Annotated in this window: 19 protein-coding genes and 1 pseudogene; 8 read left to right on the forward strand and 12 right to left on the reverse strand. The window is 42.9% G+C overall.

Annotated elements, in window-relative coordinates; translation table 11 throughout:
* Positions 1-148, forward strand: a pseudogene (locus P5674_RS08760) (Uma2 family endonuclease); the annotation flags it as partial.
* A gap of 56 nt (positions 149-204) precedes the next feature.
* Here the strand turns inward: P5674_RS08760 and P5674_RS08765 are convergent.
* Both P5674_RS08765 and ruvA read right to left on the reverse strand, forming a co-directional pair.
* Positions 205-999: a DUF1963 domain-containing protein gene (locus P5674_RS08765; protein WP_006617927.1), complete on the reverse strand. Its 795-nt coding sequence runs from the start codon at positions 997-999 to the stop codon at positions 205-207.
* 101 nt (positions 1,000-1,100) lie between these two features.
* Complete coding sequence (gene ruvA, locus P5674_RS08770) at positions 1,101-1,721, reverse strand: Holliday junction branch migration protein RuvA (protein WP_006617926.1); 621 nt, start codon at positions 1,719-1,721, stop codon at positions 1,101-1,103.
* A gap of 135 nt (positions 1,722-1,856) precedes the next feature.
* Here ruvA and P5674_RS08775 point away from each other — a divergent pair, with 135 nt between their 5' ends.
* The gene (locus P5674_RS08775) at positions 1,857-3,107 is read left to right on the forward strand and encodes an MFS transporter (RefSeq protein WP_152088446.1); all 1,251 of its coding nucleotides are present in this window, start codon (positions 1,857-1,859) and stop codon (positions 3,105-3,107) included.
* On the opposite strand, the gene P5674_RS08780 is transcribed toward P5674_RS08775, so the two are convergent.
* The 4 genes from P5674_RS08780 to P5674_RS08795 form a co-directional block, all read right to left on the reverse strand.
* Entirely contained in the window at positions 3,104-3,574 is a 471-nt protein-coding gene (locus P5674_RS08780) for a Mov34/MPN/PAD-1 family protein (RefSeq protein ID WP_006617924.1), read from the reverse strand. The two genes, P5674_RS08775 and P5674_RS08780, sit on opposite strands and share 4 nt — an antisense overlap.
* A 30-nt stretch (positions 3,575-3,604) precedes the next feature.
* The gene (locus P5674_RS08785; protein WP_152088445.1) at positions 3,605-5,125 is read right to left on the reverse strand and encodes a hypothetical protein; all 1,521 of its coding nucleotides are present in this window, start codon (positions 5,123-5,125) and stop codon (positions 3,605-3,607) included.
* Between the two features lie 55 nt (positions 5,126-5,180).
* The gene (locus P5674_RS08790; RefSeq protein ID WP_006617922.1) at positions 5,181-6,095 is read right to left on the reverse strand and encodes a polysaccharide deacetylase family protein; all 915 of its coding nucleotides are present in this window, start codon (positions 6,093-6,095) and stop codon (positions 5,181-5,183) included.
* Between the two features lie 73 nt (positions 6,096-6,168).
* Positions 6,169-7,524: an FAD-binding oxidoreductase gene (locus P5674_RS08795; protein ID WP_315669935.1), complete on the reverse strand. Its 1,356-nt coding sequence runs from the start codon at positions 7,522-7,524 to the stop codon at positions 6,169-6,171.
* A gap of 161 nt (positions 7,525-7,685) precedes the next feature.
* Here P5674_RS08795 and dprA point away from each other — a divergent pair, with 161 nt between their 5' ends.
* Complete coding sequence (dprA, locus tag P5674_RS08800) at positions 7,686-8,819, forward strand: DNA-processing protein DprA (RefSeq protein ID WP_014277280.1); 1,134 nt, start codon at positions 7,686-7,688, stop codon at positions 8,817-8,819.
* 65 nt (positions 8,820-8,884) lie between these two features.
* On the opposite strand, the gene P5674_RS08805 is transcribed toward dprA, so the two are convergent.
* Both P5674_RS08805 and ispD read right to left on the reverse strand, forming a co-directional pair.
* Positions 8,885-10,612: a 4Fe-4S cluster-binding domain-containing protein gene (locus P5674_RS08805; RefSeq protein ID WP_315642810.1), complete on the reverse strand. Its 1,728-nt coding sequence runs from the start codon at positions 10,610-10,612 to the stop codon at positions 8,885-8,887.
* Positions 10,613-10,960: 348 nt separating this feature from the next.
* Positions 10,961-11,647: a 2-C-methyl-D-erythritol 4-phosphate cytidylyltransferase gene (ispD, locus tag P5674_RS08810; RefSeq protein WP_006617918.1), complete on the reverse strand. Its 687-nt coding sequence runs from the start codon at positions 11,645-11,647 to the stop codon at positions 10,961-10,963.
* A 230-nt stretch (positions 11,648-11,877) separates the two neighbouring features.
* On the opposite strand from ispD, the gene P5674_RS08815 reads away from it, so the two are divergent.
* Complete coding sequence (locus P5674_RS08815) at positions 11,878-12,840, forward strand: glycosyltransferase family 9 protein (protein ID WP_006617917.1); 963 nt, start codon at positions 11,878-11,880, stop codon at positions 12,838-12,840.
* A gap of 42 nt (positions 12,841-12,882) precedes the next feature.
* On the opposite strand, the gene P5674_RS08820 is transcribed toward P5674_RS08815, so the two are convergent.
* Positions 12,883-14,232 (reverse strand): TIGR03279 family radical SAM protein, encoded by a 1,350-nt coding sequence (locus P5674_RS08820; RefSeq protein WP_006668805.1) that lies wholly within the window; start codon positions 14,230-14,232, stop codon positions 12,883-12,885.
* Between the two features lie 156 nt (positions 14,233-14,388).
* Complete coding sequence (locus tag P5674_RS08825; RefSeq protein ID WP_006668806.1) at positions 14,389-15,303, reverse strand: undecaprenyl-diphosphate phosphatase; 915 nt, start codon at positions 15,301-15,303, stop codon at positions 14,389-14,391.
* Positions 15,304-15,720: 417 nt separating this feature from the next.
* Between P5674_RS08825 and P5674_RS08830 the strand changes: the two genes are divergently transcribed.
* Positions 15,721-16,452 carry a DUF3120 domain-containing protein gene (locus P5674_RS08830; RefSeq protein WP_006625136.1) on the forward strand — a complete coding sequence of 244 codons (732 nt, stop codon included), beginning with the start codon at positions 15,721-15,723 and terminating at the stop codon, positions 16,450-16,452.
* Positions 16,453-16,467: 15 nt separating this feature from the next.
* Here the strand turns inward: P5674_RS08830 and P5674_RS08835 are convergent, their stop codons facing one another.
* On the reverse strand, positions 16,468-18,396 hold the full coding sequence (locus tag P5674_RS08835) for an N-acetylmuramoyl-L-alanine amidase (RefSeq protein WP_315669936.1): 1,929 nt from the start codon (positions 18,394-18,396) through the stop codon (positions 16,468-16,470).
* Positions 18,397-18,643: 247 nt separating this feature from the next.
* Between P5674_RS08835 and bcp the strand changes: the two genes are divergently transcribed.
* The 3 genes from bcp to P5674_RS08850 all read left to right on the forward strand — a co-directional run bounded on the left by bcp (position 18,644) and on the right by P5674_RS08850 (position 20,816).
* Complete coding sequence (gene bcp, locus P5674_RS08840; RefSeq protein ID WP_006618280.1) at positions 18,644-19,111, forward strand: thioredoxin-dependent thiol peroxidase; 468 nt, start codon at positions 18,644-18,646, stop codon at positions 19,109-19,111.
* A 5-nt stretch (positions 19,112-19,116) separates the two neighbouring features.
* The gene (locus tag P5674_RS08845) at positions 19,117-19,584 is read left to right on the forward strand and encodes an NUDIX hydrolase (protein ID WP_006618279.1); all 468 of its coding nucleotides are present in this window, start codon (positions 19,117-19,119) and stop codon (positions 19,582-19,584) included.
* Between the two features lie 332 nt (positions 19,585-19,916).
* Positions 19,917-20,816 carry an alpha/beta fold hydrolase gene (locus P5674_RS08850; RefSeq protein WP_231852034.1) on the forward strand — a complete coding sequence of 300 codons (900 nt, stop codon included), beginning with the start codon at positions 19,917-19,919 and terminating at the stop codon, positions 20,814-20,816.
* Here P5674_RS08850 and P5674_RS08855 read toward each other — a convergent pair.
* Positions 20,781-21,545, reverse strand: coding sequence for a pantothenate kinase (locus tag P5674_RS08855; RefSeq protein ID WP_035737942.1), 765 nt, complete (start codon positions 21,543-21,545; stop codon positions 20,781-20,783). The genes P5674_RS08850 and P5674_RS08855 overlap by 36 nt on opposite strands.
* Between the last annotated feature and the right edge of the window lie 58 nt (positions 21,546-21,603).

The raw sequence follows: 21,603 nt of genomic DNA on the forward strand, positions 1-21,603 counted from the left end.
CCGCTTTTTTAGTCCTGATGGTGTTTTAGTGCCTACTCCTGAAGAATCAGCTACTGAAGCTCAAAAGCAGTTAGAATTTGAACGACAACAGAAAGACAAACTAGCTGCTAAATTGCGAGAGTTGGGGATTGACCCTGAACAGTTGTAAATAATGCGGGTTAAATAATTGACAGACATTAGAAACACTTAAATATATGACGGCTGTCAAACCCTCATAAAATAGGATTTAACCCCACTAAAATCGGCTTTAATAAGCTGTTGTTCGTCAATATAGAAATAAAAATAATCAGAACAATCAAAAGGATGATTAAATTCTAATAATAATTGTCCTTTAGCCTTATCTAAAACTTCTGGTACATAGGAATGACACTCTGGAAATCCTGCCATTTTAGCGGTAATACCAAAGTCATTTTCTGACTGATAATCTAACAACCATTCGTCAAATTCATCGGCAATATCTATCAAGTTATCGGGAATACTATTGTAGCAATAATCCCCAAAGACATCCTCTGCTACAGAAAAATCGATTGTATAAATATGGTGATACCATTCATCCCTATAACGCTTATCTTGGGTGAAGCTAAAATCTGTGACCAGGGTGCTTTCATCTTGAGAAATTTCTGGGAAATAGATAATCCTGTGTGGTTCTGGACCTAGTACACACATGGGTACATCGAGGCTAGAATAGAACTGTAAAAGACCCTGAGATGGTAATTGAAAGCCGGGAATAGAAGGAACATCTGCACAGTTAATCTGAAGTAAAAACATCATCATTTCCCCAGTTTGACGATCGCAAGGATACTCCATTCCCTTGGGTAAATAGGGCAACCCTCCGACCTTAGTTTCCCACAACTTCAGGGGATCATTACTGAGGTCTTTTGCTAAAAAACCCTGTTTATTAAAAGCCAGATTAATATAGGGTTGCACATGACTAACCAGGAAAGAACGCAGAGATTCAAATTCTGGCGGTAGGTCTTCTAACAAGCGAGGTGTTACCATAAAGAAAACTGCGACGGCGCACAGTGTTAAAGAACTTGATACTGTTTTAGCATAGTTTGGTTAAAGTTGCACTGTTGATTTGTGCAAGGGTGGCTTTCTGACTATAAAATGGAGATGGCATATTTAATCCAATCTTCTGCACTATTATTTTCGGCTAAATTAGGATGAGAGGTAATGGCTGTTAATGCTTGCATAACCTCGGAACTTGTATAACCCAAAGCCAACAGAGACATTTCTACTTCCTCTTGGATTTCTGCACTTAAATTAGATGTAGAAACTGTAGGAAGTCCGGCTTGTTTTCGCCACTCTGATAACTTGGTTTTTAACTCTAGGGTAATCCGTTCGGCTGTCTTTTTGCCTACTCCCGGAGTTTTAGTTAAAATCCCGGTATTCCCGCCGACAATTGCCTGGACTAAATCCGGTAATTCTAGGGTATCTAAAAGGGCGATCGCCAATTGCATACCAATACCACTAACACTGACCAATTGACGAAATAGATCTCGTTCCGCCATACTGCTAAACCCATACAAAACCATCAGATCATCCCGGACTTGTAGATGAGTAAATACCTGTAAATTTTCGCCAGTTTTAGCATCTAAATTCTGCATCCTGGGTAAAATTTGCAACTCATAACCAACCCCATTAACATCAAGATATAAAATAACTCTATTTCCCGTCTTTTTATAAATACCAGCTACAGTGCCATTTAAATAACCAATCATAGTCTATTTTACCTCAAATTCTCAAAAATTAACCCCTGCTAACTTATCAACCCACTCTGGTTAAGATCACTATTCACGGTTTGACTGTAATTTGCTACGATCGCCAACATACAAAATAGCATTAAGGCAATAGTTTTGAGTAAAAATCGGTTTTGGTCTTGGCTACCTCAACTATCACGCCAAGTGTGGATTTTAGCAGTTGGTCGGCTACTGTCCCAAACGGGAACAGGATTTACCCTATTTTACGCCCCAATTTTCTTTGTTAATCAGGTAGGTTTATCTTCAACCGCCGTAGGAATAGCCCTAGGAAGCGCCCAAATTTCGGGGGTAATTGGGAGAGTCTTCGGGGGGTCTTGTTGTGACTCTCCTCGCTTCGGTCGGCGCTGGACATTATTGTTATCGGCGATAATTTCTGCCCTCTCATCTTTTGTCCTCGCATTTACCAGCAATTTTATGATGTTAATTCTCGGCAATTTATTGTTAGGATTAGGCATCGGACTTTACTGGCCAGCGACAGAAACTATAGTGGCTGATTTAACGACGGGAAAGACACGCAACGAAGCCTATGCTATCACTCGTTTAGGGGATAATATAGGCCTACAGGTGGGGATTATCATGGGTGGGGTAGTGATTGCGACAACGGGAGCTTATCGACTGTTATTTGTGCTAGATGGATTGTCTTTTCTCATCTTTTTTGTAGTGATTTATCTAGCCATAGCCGAAACCTACCAAGCCCCTATTATATCAACAGATACCGAATCCGGTCAATCTTCTAATAGTTGGATGGTGGCTTTAAGCGATCGCACTTTATTAATTTATGTAGCAGTCAATATTTTATTTACCTTCTATATGTCACAAATTCATAGCACCATTCCCCTATATCTTAACAACTTTGTGAAAGCCGAACTTTCCAGCATCACTATTAGCGCCCTGTTTGCTGGACACACAGCGATCGCCATCTTACTTTTATTACCCATGTCCCACATTCTTAATCCTCTCAGTCGTCCCCACGCCCTAATTGTATCGGCTATATTATGGGGAATAGGTTTTTTAATTACCGGGTTAATGGGAATCGTTGAAACCGGCACTTTAACCCTAGCTATTCTAGGATTAGGAATTTTAGCGATCGCCACAGTTACTTATAGCCCCGCCGCCTCTTCCTTAGCCGCTAATCTCGCCCCTGACCCCCTGCGAGGAATTTATTTAGCCATTAATTCTCAATGTTGGGCGATCGGTTATTTAATCGGCCCCCCTCTAGGGGGATTAGCCCTTGATCAAACCCCGGAAATTATTAGCCAATTTTGGTTAGGATTAGCCCTAAGTGTCTTGATAGCGATCGCCATTTTACAGCATCTACATAAAACCATGAACCATCTCAACAACTAATCCCTATATATCAATTCTTCAGCCTCAAACTCATGGTTAGCATCTAAACACCAGTTGAGAAAGTCAGTAGAATTACCCCCGATCACAGAAACAATAATATAGGAGTATTCCGACCAGGCACAAACCCGATCAAATTCGGAGGGAATCGCCGGATGATCGGGGTGCGAATGATATATACCAATAATCGAAAGATGGCGATCGCGTCCCTCTTTTTGCGCTTTCATTAACGCTTCTGGGGCGATCGTAAAACGTTCTTGGCGAGTGGCTATATTGGGGCTATTGTCTAACCCTTGGAATACCTCAGCAGTGGCTGGACTCCAAACATTTTGCATCGGCCAAACTTCCATAATCATTTTGCGATCGCCTAAGTCTTGCCGCCCCATCAGCAAACCACAACACTCCTGGGGATAACTTTTTTCGGCATAATTCCGAATTTGAGCAACTTGTTCAGAGGTTATAATTAACATAATTTTTGCATCAATTCACCATCTACTTTCCTAGGGTAGCCATCGCGGGTTAAATCCCAAAAACGGCAATTCTTCCGGTTTCCATTGAGAAGCATTAGCATCTGGTGAACTATCCGTTACTAAAGGCAATAACCACAGGCGACTCGTGGTAATAGTATCCCCCCCATCAGTACGAGGTCGGTTTTCTATCTCTTCATCCATAATTCTAGTTACAGTTTGATCAAACAGTAAAGCCAGACCATCGGGAGATAAACTCAGATTAATTTGTTGCTGATTCGGTAAAATTACCAGAGGGAAAATCTCCTCAGTTTTTAAGTCGATCGCCACAATATAAGGCTGTTCTGTGTATTCCTCATTATCCTCCATTAGCTCCGTAATGAGAGCATAAATAATCGTCTGGCTAGGGTCAAACTCAATACTCAGAATATTGCCAAACTCAGCAGTTCTATATAATTCCCGTTCATTACCTACCGTATCCACCACAAACAGCGATCTGGTTCCATCGGAATTAAACTTGAGTAACCCCGCCGCCGAACCATCCGCAGCAAACCCCAAAACCTGACCAAACTTAGGTAAATATTCCAGCACCTCAGCATTGGGTTCTAAGGGTAAAATACTCGTCAGATCTGGACCTTGGGAAATCAGCAAAGATTTGCTATCAGGTGCAATCATAAAATTTCCCCCCTGAGTTTGTAAAGGTCTCGGAGAACGTCCCTCCCGAATCACCCAAGGACTAGCATCAACCGGATTTTTTTTGTTGACCCGCTGCACAACAATCACCTTACCATCACCAGACAAATCAAATCGGAGGTTACTGTAATATTTGTTATCCAAAATTGTTTCTAACTGACCACGATGTTGAGGCGCTGAAGAACCTTGACCGATAGATTCAGGGTTAATACCAGTCATCACAGTATACAATTGTGGGTCAAACTGTCCACTACTACGATCGCCTCTTTCTATGGCTAAAAACAAAATGCGATCGCCCCTCGGATAAGGTTCAAACTGTATCACCGTTAAATTTTCAGGAGTTAAAGCCACAGGTGTAGGGTCCTGAGACAAATTCACCAGCATCAGTCTCCCTTCCTGGTCTCCTTCCACCCCAATATATACAAAAGCGCGATCGCGACTACGAAAATAGCCCGTAAACGGTTCAATTAACTGACCTTCCTGATTCTCATATAATTGATCTGTTACCCCTTGTAACTGCACACTGAAAGGCGTACCATAGGGAACCGGATCAAGCAAAGTATAAGCCATGCGTTTTCCCGCCCAACTGATTTTTCCCGGTAAAGGCGGGTCAATGCGGAGATTTCTCTCTACCCCCTCCCGGTCCATCGGACGGTTAAATGTCAACAGAAACGCCCTATCTTCCGCCCCTACCTGTCTATTTGCCCAACTGAACTCTCGCACACGAGGAATAGTGCGATCGCCACTCAAAACCACCCCCAAAATTAACACACCCAAAACTAACATCAAAGTTATCGCCGCTCGATCCAACGGTTGACTTTTTTCCGCCAAATTCCTCAATTTAGATGGAAAGCTGGTCATAGTCCCTCTATATTATGCTTATGATCCTGTCCTAAATTAGCACAACTCTCAAAATTCAGTCATCACTGATAGACAATTTCACAGGTTTAGCCGTTTCTGCCATCTTAATTAATTCATGAATTTGGGTGTCTTTATTCACCTGAATACGAGAAACTCGGAACGGATTTCTTAACTGAGTTGGTTGAGAAACTCGATGATCATAAAGATACCCAGTTAAATGATAGCCTCTCAGATATCTTTCTAATTGAGCAGATAACGCACCAAAAGGATAAGCAATATGAGCAGCCACTAATTGATTACGATCTAAATCTTGCGTACATTCCCGCAATTTAGATTTACCCTTTTCTAACTCAATCTGTAAATTATTAGCATCTAGTTTAGTCAGATTTTGATGAGAATAGCCGTGAGACTGAATATCATAATATCCCCTTTCAAAACCATCTCGTAAATCCTCACAACTCATGTGGGGAATATAGGGAGGAATATTAACCCCCATATAAGCCGGATTCAAAAATAAAACCACCTTCACTTTTTCCCGGTAAATATATTCCAAGTCTTTTAATATTGGCAGTACATGATCATGAATACCAGTATAACCATCATCAAAGCTAATCATCACTGGTTTGCGGTTTTCATACTCAGCCGGTATAGGTTGAGACTTTTGGATAAAATGAACAAACAAATCCTGGCTAGACAGAAACCAATAATCATTAACTACTAGGTAATTCAAAAAACTATAAAGCTGGAGTTTTTCGTAATCTGTACTAACTAGGGGACGCTGGGATTGAACTAACTCTTCTCTGGTGTCAACAATATCATGAAATCCAAAGATAGGAACTCTCACCCATGGAGATTTACTAGCACCGGAAACACTTAGACTTAGTACACTTAACAGTAATAGCCAGATACTGCGTATAGATAGCCTTTTCGCAATTATTAATATCTCCACCAACCTGTTAATATTAGTCATTAAATTGACACCTTATTTAATGGTTTTCCGTCTCCATATTTCTCTCCCCAACCCTCTTCCAGAGAGAGTTAGATTATCCATTATCCACCCATCCTCTCATTTTACCAGGATTGAGTAAACCTAGAGGATCATATTTTTGTTTAAAGTTTAATTGTTGTAGATCAACCGTCTTCATTCCCCCATCTTCCAAAATGTAGGTATGGGGATTAAAAATAATTGCCCCTCGGTCTTCATGATATTGGATAATTTCATTTAACCTAGCTTCATTCGTAAATCGGACAATTTGTAACCCGGCTGGGTGTAAATTTCCCCCAGTACGCAGAAACTCCAAATGCTGAATCACCTCATCCCCAAAATAATCATAACATTCCTGAATCAATTTTAATTCTGGGTCGGCTGGAAATAGGGTTTGTAAATAGGTTAAAGATGGGTCTATACTGCGAGCGTGTAAAGTCGTATGATTCCAGGTAAACTCGATGATAGTTGTACCCTTTACCGTCTCCTGGGTTGATTTTTGATAGCAGATTTTACCCTGAAAATTTTTAATCAATTCTTGTAAAGGTTCCAGGCTAGTTTCAGCCACCATTAACATTGCCGCCTGTTCACCAGATGGGATAATATCACGAAAAGGAATAAAATAGGATGGAATTGGCGCGGCGCAAATGGAAACTAATTTTTTGATAATGCCATCAGACTGACTTAAAGCCTGACCGAATTTAGCAGCATTCATAAACTCCTTAAAGGTGACAATTAACTCCGTCCAAGGATATACGGGTGCTAGGGGTATTTCTAATTGGGTAATAATCCCATTAGTACCATAAGCGTGATTAATATTCTGCACGGCATCTCCCCTCAGTTCAATTATCCGAGGTTCTGCTTCTAAAGTGACAACACGGACGGCGTGAAGGTTGCCATTATCCCGTAATTGTCCATAAGTAATTGAACCAATACCACCACTACCACCACCAATAAAACCCCCAATAGTGGCTGTCCGATAGGTAGAGGGAAACATCCGCATTTCCCAACCAATTTCGCGAGTTTTTTTATCTAATGCTGCTAGTTTAACCCCTGGTTCTACACAGGCTAAACCTGGCTTCATCCAGACTATATTATTCATTTTAGACATATCTAAAATTACCCCACCTTTCAGGGGTACACACTGCCCATAATTCCCGGTTCCCGCCCCCCTAACCGTTAGGGGTATTTCAGAGTCAACGCAGAGTTTAGCTACTTTTAAAACTTCCGATTCCGAACGGGGCAGCACTACAATATCACCCGTTTTATCTTGTAAAAGCGGTTGTAAAATGGGGCTAAAGTGGTAGTAGTCTTGGGATAGTTTGGCTACCTGAGTGCGATCGCTTATCGTTTCAATCTCTCCTAACAGGGCACAAAACTCATCCCAGTTTTGCTTGTCACTTGCTCGAGTCATTTCCCTTTACCTAGAATTTAAATTCACCGCACATCCCCATTAGCAAATTACCAGATGTCTCTACCAAAAACCCAGTTTTTATTGATTGCTGATTTGTGGATATTGTGCTATGCTATATTTTAGCATATACTGGTTAAATACAATTTTTATCAAAGTCCCAAATGTCTGAGGAACGGGTTTACTGGCTGGCATGGTCACAAATTCATGGTATCGGCCCCATCACCCTTCAAAGATTACAGGAAAGGTTCGGAAGTCTGGCCACCGCTTGGCAGGCATCCCCCATAGAATTAGGTTCTGTAGAAGGGTTCGGAAGACAGAGTTTAGAAAAAGTAATCACTGAGCGATCGCAAATTAACCCCCAGCAACTATTCCAAAATCATCTGATTAAAAATCCTAACTTTTGGACTCCCGCCGACCCAGATTATCCTCGGCTTTTATCAGAAATACCCTCCCCACCACCAGTGCTTTATTACCGAGGAATAATCAACCCCCAAGAAAATCAAGGTCATTTCCCCACCATTGGCATTGTAGGAACCCGCAACCCCACAGAATACGGACGACACTGGACCCGCAAAATTAGCAGCACCCTAGCACATCATGGCTTTATTATTGTATCAGGAATGGCAGCAGGTATCGACACAGAGGCTCATCGCAGTTGTTTAGAAGCAGGAGGACGTACCCTAGCCGTTTTAGGCACTGGAGTTGATATTGCTTATCCCAAACAAAATCGCCCCCTTTGTGAACAGGTATTAAAACAGGGATTATTAATTAGTGAATTTCCCAGTGGCACCAGACCCAACGCTACTAATTTTCCCCGACGTAACCGCATTATTGCTGGGTTGAGTCGGGTAGTATTTGTCATGGAAGCACCCCAACGTTCAGGAGCCTTAATTACTGCCCGTATTGCCAATGAATTTGTCCGAGATGTTTATGTTTTACCAGCTCGTTTAGATGATGAGAAATCCCACGGTTGTCTAAAGTTAATTGATGGTGGTGCTGGCGTGATTCCCGTGGACATAGAACAACTCCTAGAACAACTTGGCGCTATCCCTCAATTAGACACGCCTACCCAGCTTCCCCTATGGCAACCACAAACAAAACCCCTACCAGAATCTCCTAATTTAGACCCAGATTTAGCTAAAATCTTAAATGCGATCGCCTCCCAACCCACACCATTTGATCTCATTGTCGAACAGTGTGGAATCGATGCCGGAACTGTCTCTAGCCAATTATTACAATTAGAATTATTAGAGTTGGTTACTCAGCTTCCCGGAATGCGATATCAGAGACTATAATCAATCCCCACTTTCCTCATGAATAAACTGATAAAATACCATCATATTTTACCATTATCACCATCCTAAGTCAACATCAAAGGGGTAAAATTAACCAGATATTTTTTAGTTTCGTAATTGTTGAATGACCAACTTTCCGGGGTGATTTCTAAGGACAAAATTTCCTGAATACTTAACTCATTGGTCGGCAGAACCCCCGCAAAACCAAACTGTGTATTTTCCTTAATATTAAAGTGTTTCATAACGTCTCTTCTGAGATGTGAAACTTCTATATATCCCAGAAACTTAGAGTTAGCACAAACCTTGAGTTTTTTAATCTGTGAAAAGTCTAAATTTGCCGCCCATCCTTTCAACAATAAATGTTGTTTATCTATCATCTTTATTTCATCTAACCCAAGTCTAAACTTCTGTTGATTTTCGGGTAATCCCAACTTCTCAGTAGCCTTACCTACATAGCCATTGGAGGATTTTAAAGTAGTAAAATTAACCAGATATTTGTGAGTTTCATAATTTGTGAATGACCAACTTTCTGGGGTGATTTCTAAGGACAAAATTTCCTGACCACTTAACTCATTGGTCGGCAGAACCCCCGCAAAACCAAACTGTGTATTTTCCTTAATATTAAAGTGTTTCATAACGTCTCTTCTGAGATGTGAAACTTCTATATATCCCAGAAACTTAGAGTTAGCACAAACCTTGAGTTTTTTAATCTGTGAAAAGTCTAAATTTGCCGCCCATCCTTTCAACAATAAATGTTGTTTATCTATCATTTTTATTTCATCTAAATATAGTCTAAACTTCTGTTTATTTTCTGCTAATCCTAACTTCTCAGTAGCCTTGCCTACATAGACATGAGAGTATTTGCTGGGAGCAGAATTAATTAACGCACAGGTCAAATTAATTACGGCTGAGGGGGCTATTTTTAAAATTTTGCTGAAGTTTTCGTTGGTATAGCGTTTAGATTTACCTTCGGAGTGGGTTAAAATAAATAATAATCTATCTACACCAATATTCTGAGCAATCTCGTTAGCTTTTGCTATCTCTTCGTCCGAATCGTTATGGTCAAACAAGATATATTTCCAAGTAACATGGGGATGATTATTTGCATTCTTATTAGCCACAGCATCTTTCATAAAACGGATGCACTTTTCAAAATTACCTCCCCTTCGATAGATTTCATATTTTTCCTGGGACGCTCCATCACAAGAAACAATAATTCGATGGAGGGTTTCTTCTCCAACAGATAGATTAAAGTTGTTATTGCCGTTGGTAGTTAACGTCTGCTGGGTATTGGGCAAAAACTCAGATACAATTTTCACAAATTGAGAAAACTCAGGGTGGTTCAGAGGTTCTCCCTGTCCGCAATATTCAACCCAATCTATATTATAGTTATCTTCTGCACAAGATACAATCAAAGTTTGGAACTGCTTCTTGTCTAAAAAAAGTTGACCTCGCCGTTGCCTAACCTGTTTAATTCGACTACAACCCCAACAACTTAAAGAACAAGAAAGAGATGTTTCAACTTGAATTTTGTTTAAATGAAATTTGCGTATACGATTTTCAAAACTTTGCTCGGGGCGAAAAAAAGCACAGTTTTGACAGATACCATCATGGGGTACTAATTTCAATAAAAGTCTGGTTTCAATGTTATTCAATTTTGGCGATTTGACTATCTGCTCTATGGTCGGAGAATCATTTAAATTCGCAAGTATAACTTGTTCACCATAGTCATCATCGCAGGGGATGTCTCCATTAGATTTGATGTAAAGCGTACTCAGGATTTCACAGTACATAATTCAATACTCCCTAGGAGGGTTTAAAAAAATCGAGGCTCTCTGAATAAAACCCATTTTTAATTGAAGCTATTTAAGTTTTTAATGTTGCTTTTAACCCATTCCGTACCCTATGGGTATATCTCAGAGATACTAATCCAGCAACTGATTACACTACTGCTACAACTAATACTCGCTACTTCAGATAATCTTCTTTTAATTCTATACCATGTTAAGGGTGGTTTTGTCAAGTCTACCAAGGGGTGCTGTTAGGTTGGCAAACCCATGAAAAAGAGCCACCCATCCATCCCTGGAAGAGAGAGGAAACAACAGTTAACTTAATAATTATAAATTCATGTCACCTTAACATTATTTAGCCAGCCTTTCCCGGAGAATAAACTCAGCAATCTGTAAATCTACAGGAGTAGTAACTTTCAGATTAGTTTCCTCCCCTTCCACCACCTGAACCGGAAGACCACAACGTTCAAACAGCGCCGCATCATCAGTCACATCCCAACCCAGATGACGGCCTTTTTCGTGACATTCTCTCAGTAGTGGAACTTCAAAACCTTGGGGAGTTTGAGCCGCCCATAATTGACGGCGATCGGGAGTATCCTGGATAAAATTATTACCATCCACTATTTTGATGGTATCCTTGACTGGAATAGCGGCAATTAAACCAGATACCGACTCCAGTGCCTTCGTACAGCGATCGAATAAATCCGGGGTCGCTAAACATCTCGCCCCGTCGTGGATTAAAACCCGGTCGGCTTCACGGGGAAGAGCTTGTAAGCCGTTATAAACCGACTCCTGACGGGTTTCTCCCCCAATAATGAACTTTATGGGTATATTCAGGCAAACCTCGTCTGCGATCGCCTTAAAATCCGGGAAATCAGCCCTTTGTCCGATAATACCAATCCAAATAATCGATTTAGATGCCCCGGCACTAGCTAGAGTCCAACCGAGTAGGGATCTGTCCCATAATTTCAGTAGCAATTTGTTACAGCTTGCGCCCATACGCCGTCCACTTCCGGCAGCGGGAATTAATAAATACATGATTAGCTAAGTATTTTGTTTTTGGTCATAGTATTATAGAACTTCACTGAGAATAGGCAAACCATTCCATGCTCCTGTCGATCGCTCTTTAAATATTATTAGAAAACCAATTACCAACCCTTTCAGCCAGTCAGGTTAACCCCCGCCCAGTAAACCTGAGATATTTTTCTATGGTTTTCCGAACTGTCTTCATTTAGAATTAAGCTGATAAGTGGATTAACTCTATTAAAATGAAAATACTAGCCCTTGTCCCAGGCGGGATTGGCGACCAAATTCTGTTTTTCCCTACCCTAGACGATTTAAAGCAAGCCTATCCCCATGCCCAAATTTCCGTAGTTACCGAACCTAGGGCCCAAACTGCTTACCGCGTCTGTAAGTCCGTATCCAAAGTTATCCCCTATGACTTTAAAGGGCGCAATAGTCTCGCCGACTGGGGTAATTTGATTGGCATTGTCCGTGACCGAGAATATGATGTGGTTATCTCCCTCGGACAACGATGGACCGTAGGGCTGTTGCTGTGGCTCACCGGAATACCTAACCGCGTCGGTTATGCAGGGAGTAGCGGAGAAATCTTTCTCACCGATGCTGTCCCCCTCAAAACTGAACAGTATGCAGCCCAGATGTACCATGATTTATTGCAGGGCCTAGACATTATCACCCCCTTTAGCGGATTACAGATTAATGTCCCTAAGTCCGACTTGGCTTGGGCTGATAGGGAACAGGAAAGCCTCGGAGTTAAGGAAAGTGGCTATATCCTTATTCATGGCGGGTCTAGTCAGATGGCTATTAATAAGGGCATTGATAAAATTTACCCCGTTGAAAGCTGGCAGAAGATTATTGAGGATATCCAACAGCGACAGCCTAACCTACCTGTGGTTTTGGTCAAAGGACCTGAAGATCAAGCCTTGATTACTCAAATAACCCAGCGTTGTCCTCAAGTTAAGTTGACACAACCAGAGGATATTGGTAAACTCGCCGCCATGATCGCAGCCGCTAATCTTATGGTTTGTACCGATAGCGCCCCCATGCACTTGGCGATCGCCGTTGGTACTTATACCATTGCTTTATTTGGTCCTACCGATCCTCATAAATTACTCCCCCCCAGCGAAAGAGCGATCGCTGTCAAATCTCCCACCGGAAAAATGGCTGATATCTCCCCTGATGAAGTCTTAAAGCGGATTTGGGGAAATTAGGTTTTTTTGTGGACCAACTCGACACGCTGAGGCTTCTGGCTTTCAGTGTGTCAGATTTGAGGCGATCGCCAACAATTCATCAACCCCATTTACAGTTACAATTTTAGTCTGCAAAGTCGCCTCTACTTCCGCCACAGTCAAATCATCCAAAAAGCGAGTATCCCCAGTTTTCAACATTAAAGACGGAAGCAAAACCCCATCACCCAAATCTCGTCCTTGGAGTCCCGCGATTAAATCCTGACCCGTCAACAACCCCGTTACAGTTATTTCCTGTCCCCAATAATCACTAGCCAAAGCCACCATTTCCACCCTTAACCCTTCCACCCCATTCAACCGGGCGACAATAGGCTTAAACGCCAATTCTACAGCATTCCCCACCACCCAAGTCCAGCGCCGAGGACTAGCCACACCATTCCCAGTTTCCCATTTCACCCTCTCAAAAGCCGTCTCAAATTCCCTTAAAAACTTACGAATAGACCCCACCCCATTACCAATTTGCGGATAGTCCTCATAATCAGACTCTGGTGGTAACTCCTCACGGGCGATTAAAAACCATTCATCCGCCAACCACACACAAGTTGACCCCAATTCTTGCTTGAATTTATCCTGGAGGTTTTGCACTTGCTTAATCACCTCCCTCGCCTTTTCCTGGCTTACCGAAATCAGTTGATCTTCCGGGGGTCGAAAACGAGTTAACCCCACCGGAACCACCGCCACCGAAGCCACCGCCGGAATATCTCCCCGGTGAAATTCCGCTAAATCTAGTAAAGTTTTTTCTAGGTGAACACCATCATTTATCCCCGGACAAACCACCACTTGAGCATGAATTTGTAAACGGTGCTTTTGAAACCATTTTAACTGCTCTAAAATCTGACCTGCTCGCTGATTTTTCAGCAGCAAACTTCTCACTTCTGGCTCGGTGGCATGGACGGAAACATACAGAGGCGAAATTCTCATCTGAGCAATTCTATCCCACTCAGATTGAGGTAAATTAGTTAAGGTTAGATAAGAACCATAGAGAAAACTCAGGCGATAATCATCATCTTTTAAGTAAAGAGAACCTCTTTTTCCAGGCGGTTGCTGGTCTATAAAGCAAAAAGGACAGCGGTTATTGCACTGAATTAAACCATCAAATAGGGCGGTTTCAAACTCTAAACCTAGGCTCTCGTCATAGTCTTTTTCTAGCTCAATATGATGGGTTTTTCCCTGACTGTCAATCACTTCAATTTCCAGAAACTCATCCGCACACAGGAATTGATAATCGATTAAATCGCGGGGACGAGTTCCATTAATGGACACGATCGCATCTCCGGGTTCAAAACCCACATCAGCCCCAATGGAGTCCGGTAACACCTCAGTAATTAGCGCCGGACGGATAGAAGATACACTCATACTGCCATCTCAACCTCACAGATAATACCCTACCACAATCAATTATCCATTAATTCCCTGGTGAGGTAGGACGGGTTGGTTTCTTAATCTTCTGGCCCGCCTGGGAGGAACTAGCGGAACTTCCCCCGATCGCGATCGCCCTCTCCCTATTCTATATTAAATATTCTCCAAAGCGCCGCCTACCACTGCCGTTAAAATCGCCACACCAAAAGCTAGTCTATACCACACAAACAGCCATGTACTACTGGTTTGCAGATAACGGATTAACCAGGCGATAGATAGGTAGGAAAATATGGTTGACGAAATTAAACCCACTACTAACGCCGCTGTACTAATGTCGTCTATTCCAGCCTCTAAGAAGTCTTTTAATTCTACCAACCCTGCTAGGGTAATCGCCGGAATTCCTAATAAAAACGAAAATCGGGCGGCGGTTCCCCTTTCTAGTCCCATAAATAACCCGGCGGTTATGGTGGAACCTGACCGGGATACACCCGGTATCAGCGCTAAGGTTTGCGCCAAACCCATCAGTACCCCGTCCTTAGCATTCAGATGGTCAAAGTCTCGCTTTCGGCTTCCTAGTTTTTCCGCGATCGCCAATAGGCTGGCCATCACAATCGAAGCGATCGCGATCGCCACTGTACTCCGCAGAGGTGAACTATCGTAATCGGGTATAAATAATTTAATCAGTAACCCAAAAAACACAATCGGTAGAGTTCCCAAACCAATCCCCAAAGCCATACGAAAATCTACCGACTGGTAATCCGATTTAGCGATCGCATCTATCGCCCCCAATACTACCTTTTTCAGATCAGACCAGAAAAACGAGAAAATCGCCGCCATGCTCCCCAATTGAATAATAGCCGTAAATGCTACCCCAGGATCTCCCCATCCTAGTGCCATCGGAACTATTTTTAAATGGGCGCTGCTACTAATCGGGATAAATTCCGTTAGTCCCTGGACTATCCCTAAAATAATCGCCTGGAATAACGTCATCTGCGATTCTACTTCAATTTCTCCCATTCCTGGCGTGACTAAATCTGCCATATAGACCGGAAGACTCTGGAAATCCATGATTGTGGGGAATTGTCTCATTAACTCTAGATCTGAAATTTACACTTCTACGCACTGGACCAATTTAACATCCTCTCGTCAATTAACAGAGTTTTGTTAAGTTTTGTAACAAATATTAAGAAATGTTAAAAAATTTGCGGATTGGGGAAATGGGATATCTTTTTGAGGTCACTTGTGTTACTATATTAATAATGGCATTTATGCCTTTTTTTTATTTTTGCTAATATCCAATTATTTAACAATATGTCAATATAATACCCCAAATCGTCCCCCCTGTCAACCCCCCTTTATCTTTTTTTTATAATTGACCAAAAAATCAACTATTGATTTTTGTGTAGAATTTATGCCCCTGGGGGGGATAAATATTTGTGATATCATCAATTAATATGAACTTCAGTAACAAATCTTAAAGAAGCCTTGTTTAGCAATATTCTTCTGGCCTACATTCTGACATCAACTCAACCGCTGTGGGTACAGCAGTGGTCTTGGGCAACATTTGTCAAAAAAGCCCAACAGAGTCAAAGGTGGTTACCATTTACGATCGCCGTATTTTTAGTATCAGTCCCAGTATTTTTCCAAGCGCCCCTAGTGAGAATCTGGCCAATGTTGAGCCTAATCATGACCGGGGGATGGTTAGGGGTAAGTTTATATTTACTGAGAACCAAAGAAACGGAATTATGGGGAGATTTGCTATTTGGATTTAGCTGGACTTGGTTAACCGGGTCGATATATTGGGGTTGGCTGAGGTGGGAACCCCTGCTACATTTACCGGTAGAATCGATAGGAGTTCCCTTTGCGGTGTGGTGTCTGTGGCGGGGATGGGGTAAAGTAGGCAATTGGTTTTACCTAGGGTCTCTATTCGGAACCGCCGTTACGGACGGATACTTTTATATAGCAGGTTTAATCCCCAGTTGGCGACAATTAATGCAGGTCGATCCATCAATGGCCATGCCTATATTCCAAAATGCGATCGCCCTAGCAGGAACCCCGTGGGGAATTAGCTGGGCGGTAGTATTAGCCATGACCCTATTCGGAGTAGGAGTATTTCCCCTCCAGTCCCCAGAACCCCAGTGGTGGGTATTTGGCGGCGCAGTTTTAAGCACCATTTTAGTGGATAGCCTATTTTTAGTAGCCGCCTGCTTTGCTTAAATAGGCAAGTCAAGCCTAGTATCCACTGGCTCGGAGATATTGAAGAATACCTTGAGCGATCGCCTGAGCCATGCGAGTTCTTTGTGCTGGGTCAGCCAACAAACGAGCATCATTAGCATTAGTGAGAAACCCCACCTCCACCAAAGCCGAAGGCATAGTCGTATTTCTGAGGACATAAAACCGAGCCTGCTTCACACCCCGATTGTGCAGTGAGAAATTAGCCAGGATGCTGTTTTGAATGTACTGAGCCAAGCTATAGCCAGTTTGATGGTAGAAAGTTTCCACACCCGTAGCACCAGCGCGATAAGCCGCATTGGCATGGATACTCACAAAAGCCACAGCCCCAACACGGTTAGCTAATGACACTCGCGGTTCCAGGTCAATAGTGCGATCGTCAGTGCGGGTCATCACCACATTAACCCCATTCTGCTCCAAAATCTGCTGAACTTGCAGGGAAATAGAAATAACAACATCCTTTTCTCGAATACCACCAACTCCCACCGCTCCTGGGTCACTGCCGCCATGTCCAGGGTCAATAACCACAGATACCCTAGCATTAGGATTTCTACCCACAGGAGGCTGAGGAGATGGACGATTAGGCGGCGGAAAAGGTAGTGGGAGGGACGAAGGTGGTCGATTTTGAGCCGGAGGCGGAAAAGGATTCGGATTATTTATAGGTGGTTGTGTTACCGGGGCTGGAGTTCTGGGGGGAGGAGCGCCAGACGCTAAATGCACACCCATAGGAATAGCCAATTCTTGAGGACTATTTTGGCTAACCTGTCCTACCTGCACCCTGGTAGCTGGTTGAAATAACACCGTAAAAGTATCTGGGTCTTCCTGACGCAACCGAGACCAAATAATCGGTCCTCCCACTTCTCTTTGGGGAAGTCGCACCCCGTCAGCTAATCTAGCCGAGAAAAACGTAATACCATAAGCTCCCGTTTCTGCATCCCAACCGTGAGTATAGTTGAGAGGACCATTACCCCTCACCGCGAAATAGGATTGATTTTGAAGGGTAATCGACTCAATGGTAACTATACTCGAACTTGCCTGCACAGCCGGGGGAACTCCGCCTTGGGGCCAAATTGATACCCCTCCCGCTACTGCTCTGGCTTCCCAATTTTGATTAGTATTAGGGGTACTGAATGTCACCCGCACCACTGGGGGGGTTGTGGAAAGTTGGGTAACTTGACTTATGGCCACGCCTTCCCGGTTGACTGCTCTCCCCCTTGTGGTCGCACCCCTCAAACTCGCGCCGAAAATATCTAAGGTCATCCAAGTGCCGTCTTGAGAGCGTTTCAACTCAATCTGTGGCATTTGACCTGTGGTCTTTAAGACAATGCCGTTATCGCGCATTTCGATTTGTTCAACAAATGTTTGCGGCTGGTTAGGAATTGAACGGTTAGGGTTGGCTTGAGCGGTCTGTTGAAATTGTTGTTGGACTGGCTGCTGAAATTGCTGTTGGACTGGTTCAGTAGCGCTAACCACAGTAGCTTGAGCCGGAAGTGCAGCCGGGGGTGATGATGAGCCAATAGCTTGGGGTTGTGGTAGTTGTACCATCCACTCACTGGCAGAAATCCCTCGAAACTGCACCATTTGCGGGTTCAGGGTATAACCTTCTACCAGTTCTACAATAATTCGAGCATTTTCGTTATCGGTTTGTTCCCAACGAATTTCACGAATATTTCCCCCTGGTGATGAACGCTGACCGGACACAGAACCTAAACTCGTCCCTGGTAGTTCAATTACCAGACGCGTGGGGTTCGAGAGTAATTTCGCCGTGGGCTGTACTCCCTCATCTGTAGTAAATGACAGACGATTTTGGGAACTTTCAAATTCCCAAGACCGAACTTGAGCCGCTTCAGCACCTGATGCCATCAGCAGCACACTTACTAAACTCGGGAGTAACCAGCGTTGGAGTAGATTTGAGCCAATTCTTAACACGGTAAACAAGTGGAGGAGGTAGTTGAGCTTTTACAGACACCTGACATTCTAGCTAATCCGGTTACGCTTAACCTGAAAATAGCCCCATGTCTGGCACTAAGCTAGTGCATGATAACATATAAAGGTTTTGGGTCAACCTCGATGCTTCAATATTGCCATAACCATTATTATTTAACGATAGTGGCGATCGCTATTCAGAAAGGTTTGACCCTCATTTCCCCATTATTCCCTGAAATCCCCCAATACTATGAGTCTAAATGTTGGTGATCTCGCTCCAGATTTTACTCTCTCGGACCAGGACGGAAATTTGATTAGCCTCAGTCAATTTCGCCGTCAAACTGTGGTTCTGTATTTTTACCCCCGTGATCACACTCCTGGCTGTACTAAGGAAGCCTGCGGTTTTCGCGATGTCTATGCAGATTACCAAGGTAACAATATCATTGTTCTCGGAATTAGTACCGATGATCCTAAATCTCACACCAAGTTTATCAACAAATACCATCTGCCTTTTCCTCTGCTCTGTGACCCCGATGGTAAAGTTGCCACCCTCTATCATAGTTATGGCTTAAAAAAATTCATGGGTCGAGAGTTTATGGGCATTTATCGCCAAACTTTCATCATTAACCCAGATGGCTATATTCACAAAATTTATCCCAAGGTTAAGCCAGAAAGTCATGCTATCACTATTCTTCAAGATTTATCTGGGGAAGGTTAGAAAATATGTTAGAATTAGCTAAGGGCTGGATGCGTTTTTTTTATACCGTTTTGGGCGTTATTTTTCGCCATCCTGTTACCGGAGTTAGCATCGTTCCTCTATTACCAGATGGCAAAATTATCTTGGTTCGTCGCCAGGATAATGGTAAATGGGCTTTACCTGGAGGTATGATAGATTGGGGTGAAGATATCCTCACCACTGTTAAGCGAGAACTGGCTGAGGAAACAGGTTTAGAACTGGTTAAACTGGGGCGTTTGGTAGGAGTTTATTCGGGCGCTCATCGTGACCCTAGACTCCATTCTATTTGTATTCTTGTATCCGCTGAAGTTACCGGAGATATCCACATTCAAGATACCTGGGAAATTGCGGATGTTTGTAGCTTTGAACTGAGCAAAATACCAATGGATAACCTTAGTCATGATTATCAACAACAAATCCAAGACTACTTGGAAGGTCGGACGGCGATCGCCTAATTCCCAGACCATGAAAAATGTTAATTTACAGCCATATATCTACCCAAAAAATAGGCGGATATTATTATCCTAAAACCTGCTATAATTGGGATGCAAATAACCCTATAGCCTCACAAGTTAGGGATTTAAGCCTCTGGGATACCTGCCAATTATGCCAATTATATGCCAGGTAAAAGCTATAAACCGTATTTTTTTAGGTCTAATGCTGATAATATATACTATAATGACATCATCTCGCTTCTGGTTATTCCCATCTATGATCTGCGATCCCGGGATATGACTAACCATCGCGAGAATAGTCAACTCATCATACTGCATCTCATTATATGGCTATGTTTGAACCTTCTTTTCCCTATGCTGAGTCCCAGGAAACACCATCATTATCCCAACCATTGCGCCATTCCCGCGTCAGACTTTCCCAGGGACAAATATTCTGGCGTGAAGTAGGCGCAGGTCCTGATGTCGTGTATCTACATGGTTCATGGCAAGATAGTAGTCAGTGGCTACCCATTATCGAAGAACTAGCTTCAGACTATCATTGTTATACTCCCGATCGCCTGGGTTCTGGTGAGTCAGAATCCCCCAAGATTCACTATTCTATCACCATGGCGGTGGAAAACTTAGCCGAATATATCGAATCCCTAAAATTAGATCAGGTTTACTTAGTCGGACATTCCCTAGGGGGATGGATAGCAGCAAGTTACGCAATTCGCTATCAGCATAAAGTCAAAGGTCTAGTCTTAATTTCCCCAGAGGGGGTAGCAGTCAATGGAATCGAAAAACAATGGCAGTGGATGCGGTGGCTATGTGGAAATCCCCCCCTTTTAGCAACTTGGCTGAAATTGATACATCCATTTACCCGTTTATTTGGAAAAGGAGATGCGATCGCCGATTGGTTAAAACAGCGAGAAACGATGATGCGATCGCCGATTTCCTGTCAGTTTTTGTTTCGTCGCCGTCCGGCTGAAATCCAAGGGGAATTACTTAATGAACAGCTAAATTCATTAACCATACCCGTATTAATTTTACAAGGAAATCGTGAACAACCGACAACTCAAGCCATGGGGGAAACCTTGAACTCCATGCTACCTAATTCTCGCTTAAATTCTCTCATTGCTGGCGGCGAAAACCTCCCCGAAGAGTTTCCCGCCGTCGTCAGTGAATATATCCGTCAGTTTCTCCAACGTCACCCGATTTCAACTCGGAACATTTCTATCTCTGACCATAGCTGACATTCCCCAAAAAATAGCTTCTGGGGTATCTAAAATCAAACCAGCTATCTCCGGGTATTGACTGTTAAGGTAGGTCATCAGAGGAATGCGATCGCCTCCTGTAATGCTAATTTTACTGTGGGGTAACTCCTGACACCAAGCAGCTATAAACTCCCGCAGACCAGCTATAATGCTGTAGATAATACCACTGGCGATCGCTTCTGATGTATTCAAACTCCACCGTTGAGGTAAACTCTCAGGAAAAGCCACTTGTGGGAGGGTAGCTGTACGATTAGCCACACAAGAAAACTGTAGTCCTAAACCAGGTAATATTGCGCCGCCTATTAATTGGCGGTTTTGATTGACTCCAGTTAAAGTTAATGCTGTCCCTGCATCAATAACCAACATCGGAAAACCCAACTGATTCCCCGCGCCTAAAACAGCTAAACCCCTATCTATTCCCAAAGTTGGATATAATCCCCCTAACGGTAACTGTTCTAGGGTGATAATTTCGGCTTTGGGGTAGTTTTGCCATAATTGCATTTGTTCCGGTACTACAGAGGCTATAAATAGCGGTACAGGCGATATTTGATTAAGCCAAGACCATCCCATTTCTAACGGAGATTGATTAAGGTGTTGAGTTTCCCAGGTTTCCACTAAAGTTTCCCCCTGGAATTTACCCCAGTGTAGTCGGGAATTACCAATCATTAATCCTAGCCAATTTCGGGGATGCGATCGCAATTTCATCATCGGATTACATACATAATATAGGATGAGATGATTATAATTAATCAGGGGTCTTTCAATT

Source organism: Limnospira sp. PMC 289.06 (genome assembly GCF_032350395.1).
Lineage (GTDB): Bacteria > Cyanobacteriota > Cyanobacteriia > Cyanobacteriales > Microcoleaceae > Limnospira > Limnospira platensis.